The sequence below is a fragment of the Pseudomonas sp. McL0111 genome (assembly GCF_052567255.1).
In genome coordinates, this window is the sequence record NZ_CP199585.1 from 1,561,402 (window position 1) to 1,578,994 (window position 17,593).

Here is a 17,593-nt window from a genome sequence, read left to right on the forward strand (position 1 = left end):
AGCATCTTTAGGCGGCGCTCCCCCCTGTGTTAGGTCCCCCAATAAAGTATCCTACGAGTATTGATAAAGCCTGCCACGAGGCTTGGGGTAAGTAGGATGAAGGTTTTGTTTGACACCCGCAGGATCCAGAAGCTGGGGCGCGTTTCGCTTAGCGAGCAATTGCTGAGGAATGCCGGCCTACACGAAGGCGACCAAGTAGATATTTACTTTGATGCCGCCACGAAACGCATCATTATCGAGCCAGCAGCTCAGAGCAACGACCAAGCTGCTTCGGAGAAATTGGCCCCAGGGAGGAAAGGTTGATGTCGAGCATTCAACGACGAGATGAGCGCTTCTCGGGACATGAGTCCTTCGTTTGCCGTTACGGATGGCTGCCAAAGCTACATCAAGCAATTATCAGCAATCCCCTTGCGCTGAAAGATGAAGCTCAGGCGACTATTACATTGGGCATTGGCCGCAACATGGTCAAGTCGATTCAATTTTGGGGTGAGGCTTTCGGGATAGTCGACGGCCGCGATTCTTCTGGCCTGCAATCCGGTCCGATTGGAAGCTTGCTGCTTTCGAAAGATGGTTGGGACCCTTTCCTCGAACAGCCGGAGTCGCTTTGGCTGCTTCACTGGTGGATTTCATCTCACGCGGAGATTGCAGTTTGGAATTTGGTCTTCGGGAGCGCAACGTATTCCCGTTTTGATCGAAAGACACTCATCGCGGGTCTCGAGAATCAGGCATCCGCTAGTAACAAAAAGCTGGCGGACTCCACACTTGAGCAGCATTCAAGCATTTTCCTGCATTCGTACAAGCGGGAAGAGTCTGCAGGTGATGATACCTCGTGGTGTCCACTGCAAGATTTGGGACTTTTTGAAGAGGTCACTGCCGACGACGGCAGAACTGTTTACCTAGTAGGTAGAAATGCGCCCTTAGGTCTGTCTCCAAGAGTTTTCCTTTTTTCCTTGATTGATTACTTCGAACGTCAAAATACCAACTCTCTCAGTCTCACCAAGATTGTTCATGGTGAATTCAGTCCCGGTAGCGTTTTCAGGTTGGATAACTTTCAAGTGAGTAGCTTGATAGAAGGTGTAGAAAAAGAGTTTGGTGGCGTTGTGCGATTTATTGATACCGCTGATACCCAGCAAATTATTCTGGATACAACTTTAGCGCCCGCTTGGGCTGATTGCTTGCTGGGTCTGGGAGAAGAATCGAATGTCTGATCGACTGATAGATCACCTTGAGCTGGACTCCAAATTCCTGCGCTCCATTTCGCTGACTAGGGATTTGCGGTCACAAGATTCGCTCGATAGTTATCTGATCACTCCTGCTGTCTTGGCAGTGCTTCGTCAGATTGGCGGCGCGTTGAAGTCGGGTAGCGCACAACGCGCCTGGAAACTCATTGGGCCCTACGGCAGTGGTAAGTCGGCGCTAGGGTTGCTGCTCGCACGTTTGTTAGAAGGGCAAAAGAGCTCTCATGCAATTTACAAACAGCTCATTGAGGCCTCTACAGAAGTCGCTGAGCTTTTCCCCCAAGAGCAAAATCGCTTTGCACTGGCAATAAGCGGTTCGCGCGTATCGTTGGGTGACGCGTTAGCACAGTCTATTCTTGAAGCGCTTGAGCACCTGCCAAAAAGCAAGCTGGCTACTGAGCTTAAGCGCCAGTTGGATACGAAAGCTCAGACCTATCGTGACGTACCCCTTAACGCAGCGACGAGTAGATTGCTGAATGACTTTGTTCTAATCACCAAAGGTGCTGGATGTTCCGGTGTCCTATTGCTGATTGACGAGCTTGGCAAATTCATCGAGTACGCAGCTCTAAATCCGGAAGCCGGCGATTTGATGTCTCTGCAGCAAATCGCTGAGGTCGCATCTCATCCTACGGACGATGGTCTACTAGTCATATCAATGCTGCACCAGCACTTTGATGCTTATGCCACAGGTGTAGGTCGGACGCTTTCCGATGAGTGGCATAAGGTCTCAGCACGCTTCGATGAAGTGCCTTTTGATGAGCCGGTCGAGCGGTATGCGCATTTCGCTCTTCATGCCCTAGGCGCGGATGGAACCATTACTGAGTCGGTTGCCCTGAAAAAAGATGCCCGGAGCATCTACAAGCAAGCAATTGATTTCAACTTTTTCCGCGGAACTGGTGAGAGTGAGCTGTTCTCTCAGGCAGAGCGCCTGTACCCATTGCACCCAGCAGCTCTGGCTTGCTTAGCGGTCATATCTAAGCGATTTGGTCAGAGCGAGCGTTCATTTCATGCATTCATGCGTGGATATGAGTCCGGAGCACTGAGAGACTTCGCGGAGCATAATATCGTCGATCATTCTTCTTGGTATGGAATGAGCGAGCTTTTTGACTACCTCACGACAGGGATAGGGCTTCGCTTCCGTGATCTTGAAGCTGAACGACGCTGGGATTTCGCTCGCTCTGTCGTAGAGCGTAATGACGCGGAGATGACGGCGTTACAGCTTGAATTACTCAAGTCGATTGCCGTCATCGAGCTGGTCGCTCAAGTCCTCCATGTGGTGTTGAGCGTTGAGCTCCTTAGATTTGCTATGGGGGAAGACCTTGGAGCTATCTCTGAAGCTTTGAGTGAGCTAACTGCCAAAAGAATCCTAGTACATCGTCCTGCGAGTCATGATTATGGTTTTGCCGTCAGTCACGCTATCAACGTCGAGGCTTTATACGAGGATACGATGCAGCGCTCGGCTGATGAACTGATGTTCAATGGCGTTTCACAGGCCCTATCTGAAAGAAGCGTTATTGCAAGTCGTCATTATCAGCAGACAGGAACAATCCGCTCGGTAAGAGTGACTGCAGGCACGTCGGATAGAATTGCGCAGTCCATCGGTAATCATGGTCGCCATGATGGCAGTGTGGGGCTGATATTTGCAGACGCCGAATCGTCTGCTTTAGTCGGTGCTGCTGAAGAGGTAGCTCGCTCTACTGACGACGTTTTATCGCTTACCGCAATTGTCAAAGTCGGTCCGGATGAGCGTAATGCTCTCATTGAATACTCCCGCTGGTTGATGGTTCATGACCAGGTCAAGCTTAGTCATTTGGATCCCTGGACTGAGCGCTATGTCGAGTCGAGGTTCAGCACGGCACGTGAGCGTGTTAGCCGACTGGTCTTGGCATTGCTGAACCGGCAAGCAAAAGGGTCGTCCGGTATGCAGTATTGGCATAAAGGAAAGGTGATCGCCGATAGCGGAGCAATGAACCTTAGTCAAGCCGCCTCTTGGCTGTTCGATAAGGTTTACGAGGCGGCTCCGGCGATCAATAACGAATTGATCAACAAAGAGAAGCCTTCATCTGCAATCAATGCAGCTCGGCAGCGTCTATTTGACCTGCTGGATAAAAAGGTTGATTCAGAGCTGCTAGGTATCGTCGACTTCCCACCCGAACGATTGCTCTACAGCTCTCTGCTTCAATCCACTGGACTGCATCGTAAAGGGGCTGGCGGCCGTTGGCTGTTAACGGCACCGGACGGTAATTCTCCTGCCGGCATACGTAAAGTTTGGGCGGAGCTTGATAAGCAACTGATGATTGACGGGCAGGTCACTTTTGCTGAGGTCATTTCCAGTCTGGCACTACCGCCGCTAGGGGTCCGAAATGGGCCGGCCAGCGTGTGGTTCATGGTTTACCTTCTTGTTAACAAGGAATCGTGCGCGATTTTCGAACGAGGAAGTCTGATACTGGAGTTGACCTCCGATCATCAGCAACGGATGTTCAGGAGCCCTCACACCTTTAGCTTCCGCCGCTTCGACATTGCAGCAGAGCGCAAAGACCTGATCAAAGATTATGCAAAGGCATTTGGAACGGTAGGTGTGCAGTTGGGGTTGAACGCATCTTACCTGGATGCTGCGCGGGAGCTGATCCGCTGGTACGGGCGTCTCCCGCAATATTCGCAAGAGACACTGCGACTTACAAACCAAACCAAAGCCCTTCGCGACGTAATCAAAAGAGCAACCGACCCGGTTTCGTTGCTCGCCGTTGATATGCCGCGCGTGGTGATGGCTGGGAAGGGGAAGGACGCTAGTAGCTTCCCCGATCTGCTGGCTAAAAGCCTCACTGAGCTTGGTATGGCATACCGACGGTTGCAGGACGAGGTTAGCTTTTCCATGGCGCAGGCTTTTGAGATCACAGGCCCTCTGAAGGCCCTTCGATCGCAGCTCCAGGAAGAGTGCGCCGATACCGCGCAGTCTCTTGCCGAGGTAGATCTTAAAGCCTTCATCATGCGCTGTTCGGACATCACCCTGACTGACGACAAGTGGATGGATTCCATTGCGAGTGTTGTAGTTCATAGACCCTTAGATATCTGGAAAGACAGTGACGCTCCGATATTTGCGGAGTCCGTCCTTGAGCTATGCGGGCGCTACAAGCGCTGGCTTAGGGTCGCTATGCGTAAAGGCGAGTTTGAGCGTCAAGCGCAACGCTTCGTCGGGGTGACTTTGACTCTCCCCAGTGGCGAAGAGGCAGCGATGCTATTGACCTCTGATCATGAGACCAAGATCATGGCCAATAGCCTGCTAGAGACTCTCACTAAGCAAGTGGGCGGCAATTTGAATTTGGCCGCGTCAGCCCTTGCTCAAGCGTTGCTGCAATTGCAGCAGGGCTCCACTGAACACGATGAGAATGAGCTAAGCGATGAGCAACGAACCGCGGGTTAGACACATCCTTAGCCTTTCAGGGGGCAAGGACAGCGCAGCGTTAGCGATTTACATGCGAGATCGTGTGCCCGAAATGGAGTACATCTTCAGCGATACCGGTAAAGAGCTGCCCGAGACTTATGACTATTTGCAGCGCCTGGAAAATTACCTCGGGAAGCCGTTGCATCGTTTGAATGCTGACCTCGGTTTCGACCACTGGTATGACATGTATGGAGGGATGATTCCCTCCAATCATCGTCGTTGGTGCACGAAAATGCTCAAGCTTAAGCCTTTTGAGGACTTTTGCGGCGACCAACCAATAATCAATTATGTTGGGCTCCGTGCTGATGAAAATCGCACGGGGTACATCAGCCATAAGACAAATATCGAAGCTGTTTATCCGTTCCAGGAAGACGGGTTGATCCTGCGCGATATTGAAGAAATTCTTCGAGTTTCTGGGGTTGGGATGCCCCCCTACACAAAGTGGGGAAGAACTCGCTCTGGATGCTACTTCTGCTTCTATCAGCAAAAAATTGAATGGGTAAAGTTAAAAGAAACACATCCCGATTTGTATGAGAAAGCTAAAGAGTATGAAGTACCATTCGAAAAGACAGGTAACTTCTTTACTTGGAGTCAAGGTGAAAGCCTTTCAGAGCTTGAACAACCGGAGCGTATGGCTCAGATAATACGTGATCACGCTTTACGTGTGGAGCGTATGGCCCAAAGAAAAGATAATTCCACATTGATAGCTGTATTTTCAGAGCTCGATTCGACCGACACCCCGGAAGAAGACGATGATCAAGGATGTTTAATCTGTCAGGTGTGAAATATGGGCATTAAATTTAAAGCGAGAGTATTGCTCGAGCTCGGTGCAGAACTAATAAGTTCCGATCAGATCGCGTTGTATGAGCTAATTAAAAATGCATTGGATGCTAGATCTCCAAAGGTCGTAGTTACTATTTCGTCTGTACTATCTAGAGGTGAGCTGCAGCGGCTTGAGTACGGACTGAAAAATGATGAATTTGCTGACGACGATTTGGAAGAGGAAATCTCCTCATCTATCGACCCGTCTGCCTCATCTGAAGTGATTTCCAAATTTACGGACTCGATTTGCTCTGCATTGCCTGAGTTACGAGCTTCAATCTTGCTAGAACTCTATAGTGAATATACTTGGATTCGTGTAGAGGATACAGGTCACGGAATGAGTGAGGAGGAACTGGATTCTATCTTCCTCACTATTGGAACTCCGAATAGATTACTCCAGCGCGCGCTGATAGACGATGGGTCTGTTTTGGGCGAGAAAGGTATTGGCCGCCTATCATCAATGCGCCTTGGAGACTTTTTAGAGGTTGAAAGTACCAAGGTCGGGGAAAAATCCTGGAATAAACTTGTAGTCGATTGGTCCGTGCTGAAAAGGAACCCAAATTTAGATGCGGATAAATTTGAAGTTTCTGTAGGGCGTGGAGAGCGAAAAAGCGATTCATCAATTAAGGGTACTTGCATTACTATAAGGAATCTGCAAAGTGATTGGAGCTCTGAGAAGTTACGTTCAATCGCAGATACAGATTTTGCGAAATTAATAAATCCTTTTAACCCTGACGCGAACCGACCGGATATCAGGTTTTTCTTCAACAAAGAAAAGATAACTATTCCGACATTTGAGTCGGAAAAGCTGGCTTATGCGCACGCAACATGCAAAGCGCAGTTCGGATACGACAAGAGCGGGCAACCGGTCTTGAAGGGTAGCGTAACGTACAATGTGTATGGGAAATCAAAACAGTTTGAGTTGACAGGAGTCCATCTTAGAAGCGCTCTTGCTAAGAAAGCTGGAAGAAAGAAAAAAGCTATCGGTGCCACTTCCATAAGTGCTAGCTTAACTCAAGGTTTAATGAAGCTCGGAGAGTTTAAGTTAGAAGCTCATTGGTTTAACAGACAAAAACTAAGACTTGATAAACCTGATGGTTATGACTCAGCTTTAAAGTGGTTGGCGAATTGGGGGGGCGGGCTACTTCTGTACCGGGATAACTTTCGTGTTTATCCATACGCTGAGATACGAGACGATTGGCTGGATCTAGATGGGGTCGCTTTTGGTAGTGGCGGCTACAAAATGAACCGAAAACAAATTGTCGGTTCAGTAAGTATTAGTGGCAAAAAGAATCCAGAACTTCAAGATCAAACTAATCGCGAAGGTTTACGGGATAATGACGAGAAAGCAGCACTTGTCGCGCTTCTAAGGCATACACTTCTTACCGAGTTTAAAACCTATCTAAACAGTGTCGAGGGAGAAACCACAGAGTCAGCAGCAAAAGAATTTCCAAAGTTAGAGAAACGGCTGGATGAAGCTCAGCAGGAAGCTGTTAAGCATGCGAAGAAGTTGCGCGAACGCGTCGGAAAAGAAGATGTGGCCGTCGTTAATTCTTTACTAGACAGAATGCAAGACATGGCCCTCGCTTGGGAAAAAGCTAAGTTAGCAATAAAAAATTACGAAGCCGAAATAGATAATTATGTGCATTTGGCGGGTGTTGGTCTGATGACAGAGTTCATATTTCATGAGCTCAGTCGCATGACGCATAGCACCCTAAAAACCCTAAAGGGATATAGTGCTTCTACACCTGCAGAAAAAGCTCAGTTGAAGCTACTTAGGGAGCAGCTTGATACATTAGATAAACGTATAAGAATCCTCGATCCACTGGCTACACCGGGTAGACAGAGAAAAGAAAACTTTGATTTGGTCGAGCTAATTAAAGAGGTTTTACAGGCACATTCTTCTCAGTTTGAAAGGCACGAAATAAAATATAGTTTAGATGCTTTGGATAGTTCTTTTAAAGTATATGCGGTAAAAGGTCAGGTGATACAGATTTTCGAGAATTTGATATCAAACTCTGTTTATTGGCTGAAGCAAGAACTTGAATTAAGACGTTTTTCTCCTAAGATAGAAATTATGCTGGACCCTTTGGTGGGTGAAATCCAGTTTTCTGATAACGGGCCTGGGATACCTGTTGTAAGAGGTGAAGAAATATTTAATCCGTTCTTCAGCACCAAACCGGCTGACGATGGAAGAGGGCTGGGACTATTTATTTCAAGAAAGCTCGCAGAATACAACTCTATTACTATTGATCTTGATGATCCTGGGGTTTCTAAAACTCATCGTGGATTTGTAATTTGTTTTAAAGGGAAGAAATAAATGGAAGTTCAAGCTCTTTTGGCTGGGGGCAGCATTGATAAAGTTTTAGTTATCGATGATGCTTTTGCTCCACCTTCTTTGAGTGATATCAATGGAGAGGCTCTTACATTGTTTTCAGAGCACTTGATTGATCATCCAGAGGCTAGAGAACTGATTGAGAAAACCTTCGGTGAAGAAGGTATATTTGATACCTCTAAATCCTCCTTGGTGCATTCCTTTGTCTATAATGAAGGTAGGATGCTTAGACTCTGGCAGATGAGAAATGAGCCTAACTGGGTCTGGGTCAAGGAAAGTTTGTTTGATACCTATCAAAGTGATATTGATTCAAAGCTTTCAGATATAGCGCCATTACTAGGTGAGCTGAAAAAATTTAATATCCATTATGATTGCGATTGTGATCTAAATTTGGAAGGCGCAGAACCTTATAGGTTGATTTTTTTAGACTTTTTTTTAAAAGATGAAAGAGATCCCGACTCCGCTTATGAGAGGGCTGCCAAACTTCAAGGCTGGATAAAGCAAAAAAGATTAGTAGATGGTTTAGAATTTTATCCGTTAGTTGTTTTGATTTCTTCAAGAGACCAAGCAACTGGATTTTCTTTGGAGTTCAAAGATAAAACTGGATTGCGATCGGAGTTCTTTTCTTTCTTAAGCAAGCCTGATGCAGGGTCGGATAGGCTTGAGAGCGAACTGGTGAGGATACTTATTGACTACGCTGAAAAGCAGTGTCTTGCTAATTTTCTAGATGAATATTGGGTCGCTGTTCAGCGTGCATCAGATGATATCCATAGGCATATTCGAGCTATCGAACCTTCTGAGCTAAAACTGTTAAATGTCGCATCGCTATCCGTAGAAAAGGAATCTGTTGGCGATTACCTGACTTGGCTAATTGGCGCTTTTCTTAGTAATAAAATATTAGACGATCAGAATTTAGCAAAAAAGGTTGAGTCACTCCCTGCCGTTTTGAGTGTTAACTCTTTAGCCGGCAACGTACCGGCGACTAGTCAACTAGCTGATATGTTTCTAAAGGCCGGTTTCAGGGGAGATGTGTCTGACGATCGTAGTGCTAACCTAGAAAGGTACGCGCTAGCATTGGGCGATGTTTTTGTGTGCGTGGAAGATGGGCGTCTCAACTATAATAAACTATTTGTTATTTGCGACCAAAGTTGTGATCTTCGGCATTCATTAGAAAAAACTAGGGTGGTGTGCTTATGGGCGTCGGATGTGCAAGAAATTACCGATCTCATGTCCGCTTTTTACGCAAACGGTATGCCCACGTCGGGTCGCCCACCACAGTATTTGATCAAGGTACTGGTTGAAGGCGTTGAAAAGTATCTGTGGGTTACTTTTTCTATTGATGATCCGGATGCGATAAGCAGGGAAAGTTTGAAGTCACGAACGGGATACAAGCGCATTGGCCGTTTTTCTCAGTTATTAGCGTTGCAAATCCAAGAGCGATTTACCCAAAATTTAGGTCGAATTGGTGCTCCAGTATCACCTCCAAGAGTTTCGGCACTTTCTGTATCGTTAATACTAAGAGCCAAAGGGCAGCAGGATGTAGTAATTGACTCCCGAAACCAAAACTGGGCCTCGCTAATTATCGTTCAGGGAAGGCATGATTTAACTCCTCCTAAGTCTATTGCTGCTGAAGGCGAAGAAAATGTCGTTAGTATTGTAAAAAAAGATGACAGTATCGACAAAACTACTAAATCGAGAGCTAGTTTTACCGAAGAATACATTCAGTGGTTAGCTGAATATTTGGACTCAAACAAAAAGCCATCGCCCCCAGCACTAGCTACTCAATGGGATGGTCTGAAGTTGCTTCTTGCTTCACGAGCAGTACAGCATTTAGAAATCGTTAAGAAAAAAGATGCCACCGTAGTGAAAACCTCTGGCAATCCTAAAGAAATCTATCTTTCTTTTAGTCAAGATGAGTCAGACCGTATTGAAGGTTTTCCATTATTTTCAGCAATTCCCTACCCTACCACTTCAGTGGCCTCTGGCGAACATACAGATGATTAGAGTTTTATCATGTTCGCTGATGGTTCCTATGCGAATTTTAGCTCCCAACTCAGTAATTAAGTACGATGATTACCGTTGCTCCCATCGCGGATAAAATTTTGCTGGAAAGCTTTATACAGCGAGCACGCAAATGATCGAGACCGAGAACCAAGGCTGCGTTGTCAACCTGGAATACTCCTTTGCTCGTATGGCTGTGGACAAAGCCAAGCTCTGTCCGGTTGATGCAACGCGATCAAATCCTGCTCCCCGCGTCGCAATTATCTTGGAGCTTAACGGGATAGTCCTCGGCTGGGCAGCTAAGGGATATGGAGGTAGCATCCGCAACGCAGATGGTACGGATTTAGCGTTTCAGGTTAAGGCTAGCGAGCATGCTGAGAAAGCATTGCTCGACAATCTAGCCGATATTGACCTCGCGGGAGCAACGGCATATGTAACGTTAGAACCATGTGCGAAGCGCAGACGAGGCGAATCGTGCGCAAATTTGCTCATCACTCGCAAGATATCTGTGGTTCACATCGCGAATTGCGACCCTAACCCGGATGTAGGTGCATTGGCCTGGAAGATATTCCATCGGCATAACGTGACGGTGCGCGACTTTCCAGGTGATCTCAGGAACGAGGCTAGACGCGATAACTCCGCGTTTTTCTCTAAGTTTCAATGTTCGACCAAGATGTACGACGGTGGCGCCTTTGACTACAACTCAAACGGCGGAATAAGGCTAATGGGCCCCCCTGGGCGTGAGTTCAAGACGAGCTGGACTAATCGCGGCAACGGAACCATCTATGCGCTCGATTATGCTCACAACGTGTGCTTGGCTAAAAACTGCACTGAGTTCTCTCAAATTGACGACCCGGGGAGGTGGCTTGAGGACAGCCACTACACGAAACCAGTCAACGAAGGTGAGATAGTCATCTTTCAAAATGAATATGGGTTCGCGTTGGTTAAAGTCATGCGCGTCTCCACGAGGACACCCACTACAAACGCAGAGCTTCAATTCGAATTTGAATTACGCTATCGCTAGCCCCTTTCTGAGAGCACTCTGCGAAAGCCGCTGAGGGTTACGAACGTTCCGATCCATCTTGTTTACTACCATCGCTAACGTGTTGGGTAGGAAATCCTGTGGGGACATCCATCTGCCGAATTTTTGCTGACCCAAGCTTCTACTTCCTAAAGCGCTAGCAGGTCTGACTTTGGGATAACTACTTATGAGGCAACGCCAAGTCGGCAGATGGATCAATGCATCCAGCGATAACATGAAAAGTAACATCATAGCTGAATAGGATGTTTTTGCTCCCCGCTCGGATTCAGCTTTGGCTACTCGTCCGCTGTGACAGCCTTTATTCTATTGAAAATACCGACATGTTATGAATGGACGATATTTGTGACCTCCTTTTTTAATCTGTCAAGGCTAGACTTATCCATGCAAGGCGCTAACTACAAGGGCTATTGTGACAATCTTTATTCCTTGGGCACATCAAACCCCCGAACTTCGGGGGTTATTTTTGACCTTCTTTCAGCCACGCGATCCAACCAATTGTTCTATCCCGACAACAGTCTTCGCCGCCTCCTCACGCAATACCTCACAAAACGCATCAACGGTCACCGACGCCGGCCGATGATTCGGGCGGATCAGCATGATCCGGTACGGCACCGACAACGTCAGTGGGCGAATCAGCAGATCGCGGCCGGACTCTTCCAGCGCGGTCAGTGGATTGATGATGGCCACCCCCAGGCCTTGCCTGACCATCGCGCAGACAGACGCAGCATTGCTGGTTTCGATCACGGTGCGTCGATTGACCCCGGCCTGGCGGAAGTGCACGTCAAGTGTCTGCCGGTAGATGTCGAGATTGGCGAGGTTGATGAAGTCGACTTCATGGAAGTCTTCCAGCGACAGCACGGTTTTCGCCAGCAGTGGATGCCCCGGCGCAAGGACGCAAACCAGATCGGAACTGAACAGCAATTCGCCTTGGGTGCCGCGTGGCACCTGATCGACTTCGGTCAGACCGAGGTCATGTTGCTGGGTGACCAGCGACTCCTCCAGCAACGGCGATTCCTGCGCGACGATGCTGATGCTGATGCCCGCATGTGCCTGATGAAAACGCCGACAGACTTTCGGCAGCAAGGTCTGCGAGAACAACGGGAGGCAGGTGAGGGCGAGGCGACCGTGTTCGAAGTTGCGCAGCGATTGTGCATAACGGTCAATCCGCTCAAGCCCGACGTAGCTGCGCTCAACCTCGTCGAGCAGCATCAAGGCCTGCGCAGTCGGCAGTAATCGACCGCCCTCGCGATCAAACAGGCGCAAGCCGCACACATGTTCGAGCCTCGCCAGTTCCCGGCTGACGGTCGGCTGCGACGTGAAGAGCAAACGTGCGGCGCCGGTGACGCTGCCGGCCAGCATGATCGAGCGGAAAATCTCTACCTGTCGCAGTGAAATCTTCACCGGCATACCTCGCGGATTTTGAAGGCCTCATATCAGATATGAATGGCTGATGAATAAATAGCTATTTTTACAAATGATGATGACTCGGCATGCTTGCTTCAATCTTTCCTGCGAGCCCGCGTCATGACCCAATCTCCGCCGTTCACGCTTCTTGCCGATTCCCTGAAACTTCATGGTTCACCGCTGTGGTGCTACGACGCCGCGACGATTGTTGAGCGGATCGAGCGCTTGCGAGGGTTCGATACCGTTCGTTATGCACAGAAGGCCTGTTCCAACATCCACGTTCTGCGCTTGATGCGTGAACAGGGATTGCACGTCGATGCTGTGTCCCTCGGTGAGGTCGAGCGGGCGTTGATGGCGGGTTTCAGTACCGAAGGTTCGCCGGCCGGGATCGTGTTCACCTGTGATCTGTTCGACCGTAAAACCCTGGATCGTGTGGTCGAGCTGGGCGTTGAGGTCAACGCCGGTTCCATCGATATGCTGCGTCAGTTGGGCGAGCGCTCCCCCGGCCATCGCGTGTGGCTGCGGATCAACCCGGGGTTTGGTCACGGCCACAGCCGCAAGACCAATACCGGTGGCGAAAACAGCAAACACGGTATCTGGCATGAGCAGATTCACGACGCTCTGGCGGTGATCCGCGAATTCGACCTGAAGCTGGTCGGCGTGCATATGCACATCGGCTCGGGAGTGGATTACTCGCACCTTGAGCAAGTGGCGCGGGCGATGGTGGATCTGGTGAGTTCGCTGAAGCAGGACATCGAGGCGTTCTCCATCGGCGGCGGGCTTTCAACGCCGTATCGTCTGGAAGACAAGGCTGTGGATATCCAGCGTTACGCGCAGACCTGGGCTGCTGCCCGGCAAGAGATCGAAGCGCTGCTCGGCCATCCGGTGCGCATGGAAATCGAACCCGGCCGGTTCCTGATGGCCGAATCGGGTTTTCTGGTGTGCGAAGTACGTGCGGTCAAACGCATGGGCAACCGCAACTATGTGCTGGTCGATGCCGGTTTCAACGACCTGATGCGCCCGGCGATGTACGGTGCCTACCACCATACGACGTTGATCGACGCCGATGGCCGTCCGGTCGAGCGACCGCTGACGCCAACCGTGGTCGGTGGCCCGCTGTGCGAATCCGGGGATATCTTCACTCAGGACGAACACGAACTGCGCCCGCAAATGCTGCCCGAAGCGCAGGTCGGCGACTTGCTGGTGTTCCACGATACCGGCGCGTATGGCGCGTCGATGTCGTCCAACTACAACACCCGCGCTTTGTTGCCCGAGGTGTTGTTGGCGAACGGTGAAGCGCGGTTGATCCGTCGTCGGCAGGCGCTCAGCTCTCTATTTGAGCTAGAAATGGGGCTCTGAGATTGTTCTGCCGTGGTGCCGAGGGATATGCATAATTCACCGGATGCTCACCGTGAGATTTTCAACCCATGGATCGCTTCCAGGAAATGCAGGTCTTCGCCGCTGTCGCTCAGGAGCAGGGTTTCTCCGCTGCGGCGCGGCGCCTGGGTTTGTCCGCCGCCAGCGTCACTCGCGCCGTGGCGGCGCTGGAGCAGCGGATCGGCACGCAACTGCTGATCCGCACCACGCGCAGCGTGCATGTCAGTGAGGCTGGGCAGCGTTATCTGGAAGACTGTCGGCGGATTCTCGCTGAAGTACAGGAAGCCGAGGACTCCGCTGCCGGCAGCCATACCCAGCCCCGTGGGCAATTGACGATCACCGCTCCGGTGCTGTTCGGTCAGTTGTTCGTCACGCCGGTAATGGCCGATTACCTCGCGCAGTATCCGGACGTGTCGATCAACGCGCTGTTGCTCGACCGGGTGGCGAGCATGGTCGAGGAGGGCATCGATGTCGCGGTACGCATCGGCGAACTGCCGGACAGCAATCAGCATGCAGTCCGGGTTGGCGAAGTACGTCGGGTGATTTGCGGATCGCCCGGTTACTTTGCTCTTCATGGCCGGCCGACGCATCCGCAGGACCTGGCTGGCGCTCCGGTAGTGGCAACTTCTTCTATCGGGCAACTGCGCAGTTGGCCGTTTCTCGATCAGGGTGAACCGCTGAATGTGCGTCCGGAACCGCGACTGGTGGTCACCGCCAATCAAGCTGCGATCACCGCCGCCTGCATGGGTGTCGGGCTGACCCGCGTACTTTCCTATCAAGTGGCGGACAAGGTGGCTAGCGGCGAACTGGAAGTGGTGCTCGCGGACTTCGAGCTGCCGCCGCTGCCAATCCACGTGGTGTATCAGGGCGGGCGCAAGGCCCCGGCGCGGGTGCGCAGTTTTGTCGATTTCGCGGTCAAGGCCTTGCGTGAACATCCAGCGCTGAAGAATGCGGCGTTATTGCGCTATCTGAAATAATCGATTGCGATTTGTGGTGATTCTGTTGTTTTCGCGATGGGTAGAAGATGGCCCTCATCGGCGCCGTCAGTCCTGAGCGGCGCCACTCCAGCGGAGTCGACCATGCAACCGATCAAGTTCTACAATTTCCCGCGTTCCGGTCATGCCCATCGGGTGGAACTGATGCTGTCCCTGCTGCAACTGCCGACCGAAGAGATCTTCATTGATCTGGCCAAGGGCGAGCACAAGCAACCGGCCTACCTTGCAATCAATAGCTTCGGGCAAGTACCGGCGATCGACGATGACGGTGTGGTGCTGGCCGATTCCAATGCAATCCTTGTGTATCTGGCACAAAAATACGGCAATGGCCGTTGGCTCCCCGCCGATCCGGTCGGTGCCGCTCGGGTCCAGCGCTGGTTGTCGGTGGCGGCGGGGCAGATTGCTTTCGGGCCGGCAGCGGCGCGGTTGATTACGGTATTCGGTGCTCAATTGAATGCCGAGGACACGATTACCCGTGCACACAACCTGCTCAAGGTAATGGAACTGGAACTGGGCAAATCGGCCTGTCTGGCCGGCAGCGAGCCGAGCATTGCCGACATCGCGGCCTACAGCTACATCGCCCACGCGCCGGAAGGTAACGTCTCGCTGGATGACTACAGCAATGTCCGCGCCTGGCTGCAACGCATCGAAGCCTTGCCAGGTTTTGTCGGCATGCCGCGCACTGTCGCCGGGTTGCAGAAAACCGCCTGATGTTACGGCCCGGTTCGAGCCGGGCCGTCCACACTGCGCCAGCGGCGCAGGGGAGATGCCGTGATGGAGCCTTCACCGTGGCATGCCGGCGAGCAGCAATTGCAGGCTCGCATCGGCGTCGCTGAACGCATGGAGGCCTTCGGGCGTAAGGTCATTCGCAACTGGATGCCGGACCAACACCGTGAGTTCTATCGGCAATTGCCGTTCATGTTGTACGGCGCGGTGGATGGCGACGGTCGTCCTTGGGCCAGCGTGCTTGAAGGTGCGCCGGGGTTTGCCCAATCGCCAGAGCCTGCGCAATTGCAGTTTTCCAGCCTGCCCGACGTTGATGATCCGGCGCAGTTGCAGGACGGCGCAGCCATCGGCCTGCTCGGCATCGAGTTGCACACACGACGGCGCAATCGCCTCAATGGCCATGTCGGCACGATGAGCGATGCAGGTTTTCAGGTAACGGTGGATCAAGCCTTCGGCAACTGTCCGCAGTACATTCAGTTGCGGCAGTTTCAGCGGGTGCCGTTGACCGACCCGCAGACACGTAAATCTCAGCACCTCGACGGCCTCGATGAAGCCGCCCGAGCCTTGATCGAAGGCGCCGACACGTTCTTTGTCGCCAGTTATGTGGATATCGACGGCCAGCGTGCGGTGGATGTTTCGCATCGTGGCGGTCAGGCCGGTTTCGTACGGGTTGCAGGCAACCGTCTGACGATCCCTGATTTCGCCGGTAATCTGCACTTCAACACCCTCGGCAATCTGCTGCTCAACCCCCGAGCGGGCTTGCTGTTCATCGACTTTTCCACAGGGGATTTGCTGCAACTGAGCGGGCGTACTGAAATTGTCCTCGAAGGCGCAGAGATCGAAGCCTTTCAAGGTGCCGAGCGTCTGTGGACGTTCGATGTGGAGAAACTGGTGCGGCGCTTGGCAGCCCTGGCTCTGCGCTGGCGCTTCGACGGCATGTCGCCCACCAGTCTGTTGACCGGCAACTGGGCCGAGGCCGAAGCGCGGTTGCAGGCGCAGGCTTTGGGCAATGCCTGGCGACCGCTGCGGGTGGTGAAGATCGAGGCGGAAAGTCGCAGCGTTCGTTCGATCTATCTGGAGCCCGCCGACGGCGCTGGTTTGTCGGTGTTTCAGGCCGGTCAGCATTTGCCGCTGAGGTTCACCCTCGATGGTGAGGTGCATATCCGCACCTACAGCCTGTCGAGTGCGCCGTCGGATGGTTTTTTTCGTATCAGCGTGAAGCGCGAAGGGCTTATTTCGAGCCATTTGCACCAGCAGATTCGTGTCGGCGATGTACTGGAGGCGCGCGCGCCGCAGGGGCATTTCACGGTCGCGCCGCTGGAGCGACGGCCATTGGTGTTGCTGGCGGCGGGTGTAGGCATTACGCCGTTGTTGTCGATGCTGCGGGAAGTTGTATATCAGGGACTACGCACTCGGGGGATTCGTCCGACGTTGTTATTGCAGGGTTCACGCACGCTTGCCGATCAGCCGTTCCGGGCAGAGCTGGATCGTTTGCAGGAAGACGCTGGTGGTGCCGTTCGCGTGATACGGGTGCTCAGCCAACCGGAGGCGGATGTATTAGAAGGCGCGGACTTTGATCTGACGGGGCGCGTCGATGTGGCCTTGCTGCAAAGCGTGCTCGACGTTGAAGATTTCGATCAGGTGGATTTTGTCCTCTGTGGCCCGGGCGCGTTTACTCAGGGGCTTTATGACAGCCTGCGGGATCTCGATGTGCGCGATGCGCAGATTCACGCGGAAACTTTTGGCCCTTCGACCCTCAAGCGCCAAGCCGATCCGGATGCCATCGTCATCGAACAACCGCCGGCAGCGACCACTTCAATGCCAGTGGTGTTTGAACGCTCGGCCAAGGAAGCGCGCTGGCAACCGGACGGCAGCAGCTTGCTGGAACTCGCGGAAAGCCGAGGTCTGCGCCCGGAGTTCAGTTGTCGCGGCGGTTCCTGCGGCACCTGCAAAACCCGTTTGATCAGCGGCGCAGTGAATTATCCACAGCCCCCGGCGGACATGCCGGAAGCAGGACAAGTGCTGATCTGCTGCGCGGTGCCTGCACAAAGTGATGCACCGCTGGTGCTGGACCTGTAACCAACTCTGTGGATAACACTCAATCCCTGTGGGAGCGGGCTTGCCCGCGATTGGGCCGGTGTATCCAGAATCATTGTTGCCTGACCGGACGCTATCGCGGGCAAGCCCGCTCCCACAGGGTCTTCATCAGAA

At 51.9% G+C, this 17,593-nt stretch carries 11 protein-coding genes; 10 read left to right on the forward strand and 1 reads right to left on the reverse strand.

Annotated elements, in window-relative coordinates; all coding sequences use genetic code 11:
- Nucleotides 1–302 precede the first annotated feature (302 nt).
- From ACTWLJ_RS07070 to ACTWLJ_RS07095, 6 genes are all read left to right on the forward strand, one after another.
- The gene (locus ACTWLJ_RS07070; RefSeq protein WP_445180352.1) at nt 303–1,208 is read left to right on the forward strand and encodes a DUF4007 family protein; all 906 of its coding nucleotides are present in this window, start codon (nt 303–305) and stop codon (nt 1,206–1,208) included.
- Entirely contained in the window at nt 1,201–4,659 is a 3,459-nt protein-coding gene (locus tag ACTWLJ_RS07075; protein ID WP_445180353.1) for a hypothetical protein, read from the forward strand. The genes ACTWLJ_RS07070 and ACTWLJ_RS07075 overlap by 8 nt, the downstream gene beginning before the upstream one ends.
- Nucleotides 4,637–5,464, forward strand: coding sequence for a phosphoadenosine phosphosulfate reductase family protein (locus ACTWLJ_RS07080; protein ID WP_445180354.1), 828 nt, complete (start codon nt 4,637–4,639; stop codon nt 5,462–5,464). The genes ACTWLJ_RS07075 and ACTWLJ_RS07080 overlap by 23 nt, the downstream gene beginning before the upstream one ends.
- Nucleotides 5,465–5,467: 3 nt before the next feature.
- A complete protein-coding gene (locus tag ACTWLJ_RS07085) occupies nt 5,468–7,822 on the forward strand; it encodes a sensor histidine kinase (RefSeq protein WP_445180355.1) in 2,355 nt (784 codons plus the stop codon).
- On the forward strand, nt 7,823–9,841 hold the full coding sequence (locus ACTWLJ_RS07090) for a hypothetical protein (RefSeq protein ID WP_445180356.1): 2,019 nt from the start codon (nt 7,823–7,825) through the stop codon (nt 9,839–9,841).
- 130 nt (nt 9,842–9,971) lie between these two features.
- Nucleotides 9,972–10,862, forward strand: a complete 891-nt coding sequence (locus ACTWLJ_RS07095; protein WP_445180357.1) for a hypothetical protein — start codon at nt 9,972–9,974, stop codon at nt 10,860–10,862.
- A gap of 492 nt (nt 10,863–11,354) precedes the next feature.
- Here the strand turns inward: ACTWLJ_RS07095 and ACTWLJ_RS07100 are convergent, their stop codons facing one another.
- On the reverse strand, nt 11,355–12,281 hold the full coding sequence (locus ACTWLJ_RS07100) for a LysR family transcriptional regulator (RefSeq protein ID WP_445180358.1): 927 nt from the start codon (nt 12,279–12,281) through the stop codon (nt 11,355–11,357).
- A 123-nt stretch (nt 12,282–12,404) separates the two neighbouring features.
- On the opposite strand from ACTWLJ_RS07100, the gene lysA reads away from it, so the two are divergent.
- From lysA to ACTWLJ_RS07120, 4 genes are all read left to right on the forward strand, one after another.
- The gene (gene lysA, locus ACTWLJ_RS07105; protein ID WP_445180359.1) at nt 12,405–13,643 is read left to right on the forward strand and encodes a diaminopimelate decarboxylase; all 1,239 of its coding nucleotides are present in this window, start codon (nt 12,405–12,407) and stop codon (nt 13,641–13,643) included.
- Between the two features lie 68 nt (nt 13,644–13,711).
- Nucleotides 13,712–14,638, forward strand: coding sequence for a LysR family transcriptional regulator (locus tag ACTWLJ_RS07110; RefSeq protein WP_445180360.1), 927 nt, complete (start codon nt 13,712–13,714; stop codon nt 14,636–14,638).
- A gap of 102 nt (nt 14,639–14,740) precedes the next feature.
- The gene (locus tag ACTWLJ_RS07115; protein ID WP_445180361.1) at nt 14,741–15,367 is read left to right on the forward strand and encodes a glutathione S-transferase family protein; all 627 of its coding nucleotides are present in this window, start codon (nt 14,741–14,743) and stop codon (nt 15,365–15,367) included.
- A gap of 63 nt (nt 15,368–15,430) precedes the next feature.
- On the forward strand, nt 15,431–17,461 hold the full coding sequence (locus tag ACTWLJ_RS07120; protein ID WP_445181331.1) for a pyridoxamine 5'-phosphate oxidase family protein: 2,031 nt from the start codon (nt 15,431–15,433) through the stop codon (nt 17,459–17,461).
- Nucleotides 17,462–17,593: the final 132 nt, after the last annotated feature.

Excerpts from the sequence above, each read along its gene's own strand:
- ACTWLJ_RS07070 (WP_445180352.1), top strand. The coding sequence starts at position 303 with ATGTCGAGCATTCAACGACGAGATGAGCGCTTCTCGGGACATGAGTCC.
- ACTWLJ_RS07120 (WP_445181331.1), top strand. The coding sequence starts at position 15,431 with ATGGAGCCTTCACCGTGGCATGCCGGCGAGCAGCAATTGCAGGCTCGC.
- ACTWLJ_RS07095 (WP_445180357.1), top strand. The coding sequence starts at position 9,972 with ATGATCGAGACCGAGAACCAAGGCTGCGTTGTCAACCTGGAATACTCC.
- ACTWLJ_RS07090 (WP_445180356.1), top strand. The coding sequence starts at position 7,823 with ATGGAAGTTCAAGCTCTTTTGGCTGGGGGCAGCATTGATAAAGTTTTA.
- ACTWLJ_RS07075 (WP_445180353.1), top strand. The coding sequence starts at position 1,201 with ATGTCTGATCGACTGATAGATCACCTTGAGCTGGACTCCAAATTCCTG.
- lysA (WP_445180359.1), top strand. The coding sequence starts at position 12,405 with ATGACCCAATCTCCGCCGTTCACGCTTCTTGCCGATTCCCTGAAACTT.
- ACTWLJ_RS07115 (WP_445180361.1), top strand. The coding sequence starts at position 14,741 with ATGCAACCGATCAAGTTCTACAATTTCCCGCGTTCCGGTCATGCCCAT.
- ACTWLJ_RS07080 (WP_445180354.1), top strand. The coding sequence starts at position 4,637 with ATGAGCAACGAACCGCGGGTTAGACACATCCTTAGCCTTTCAGGGGGC.
- ACTWLJ_RS07110 (WP_445180360.1), top strand. The coding sequence starts at position 13,712 with ATGGATCGCTTCCAGGAAATGCAGGTCTTCGCCGCTGTCGCTCAGGAG.
- ACTWLJ_RS07085 (WP_445180355.1), top strand. The coding sequence starts at position 5,468 with ATGGGCATTAAATTTAAAGCGAGAGTATTGCTCGAGCTCGGTGCAGAA.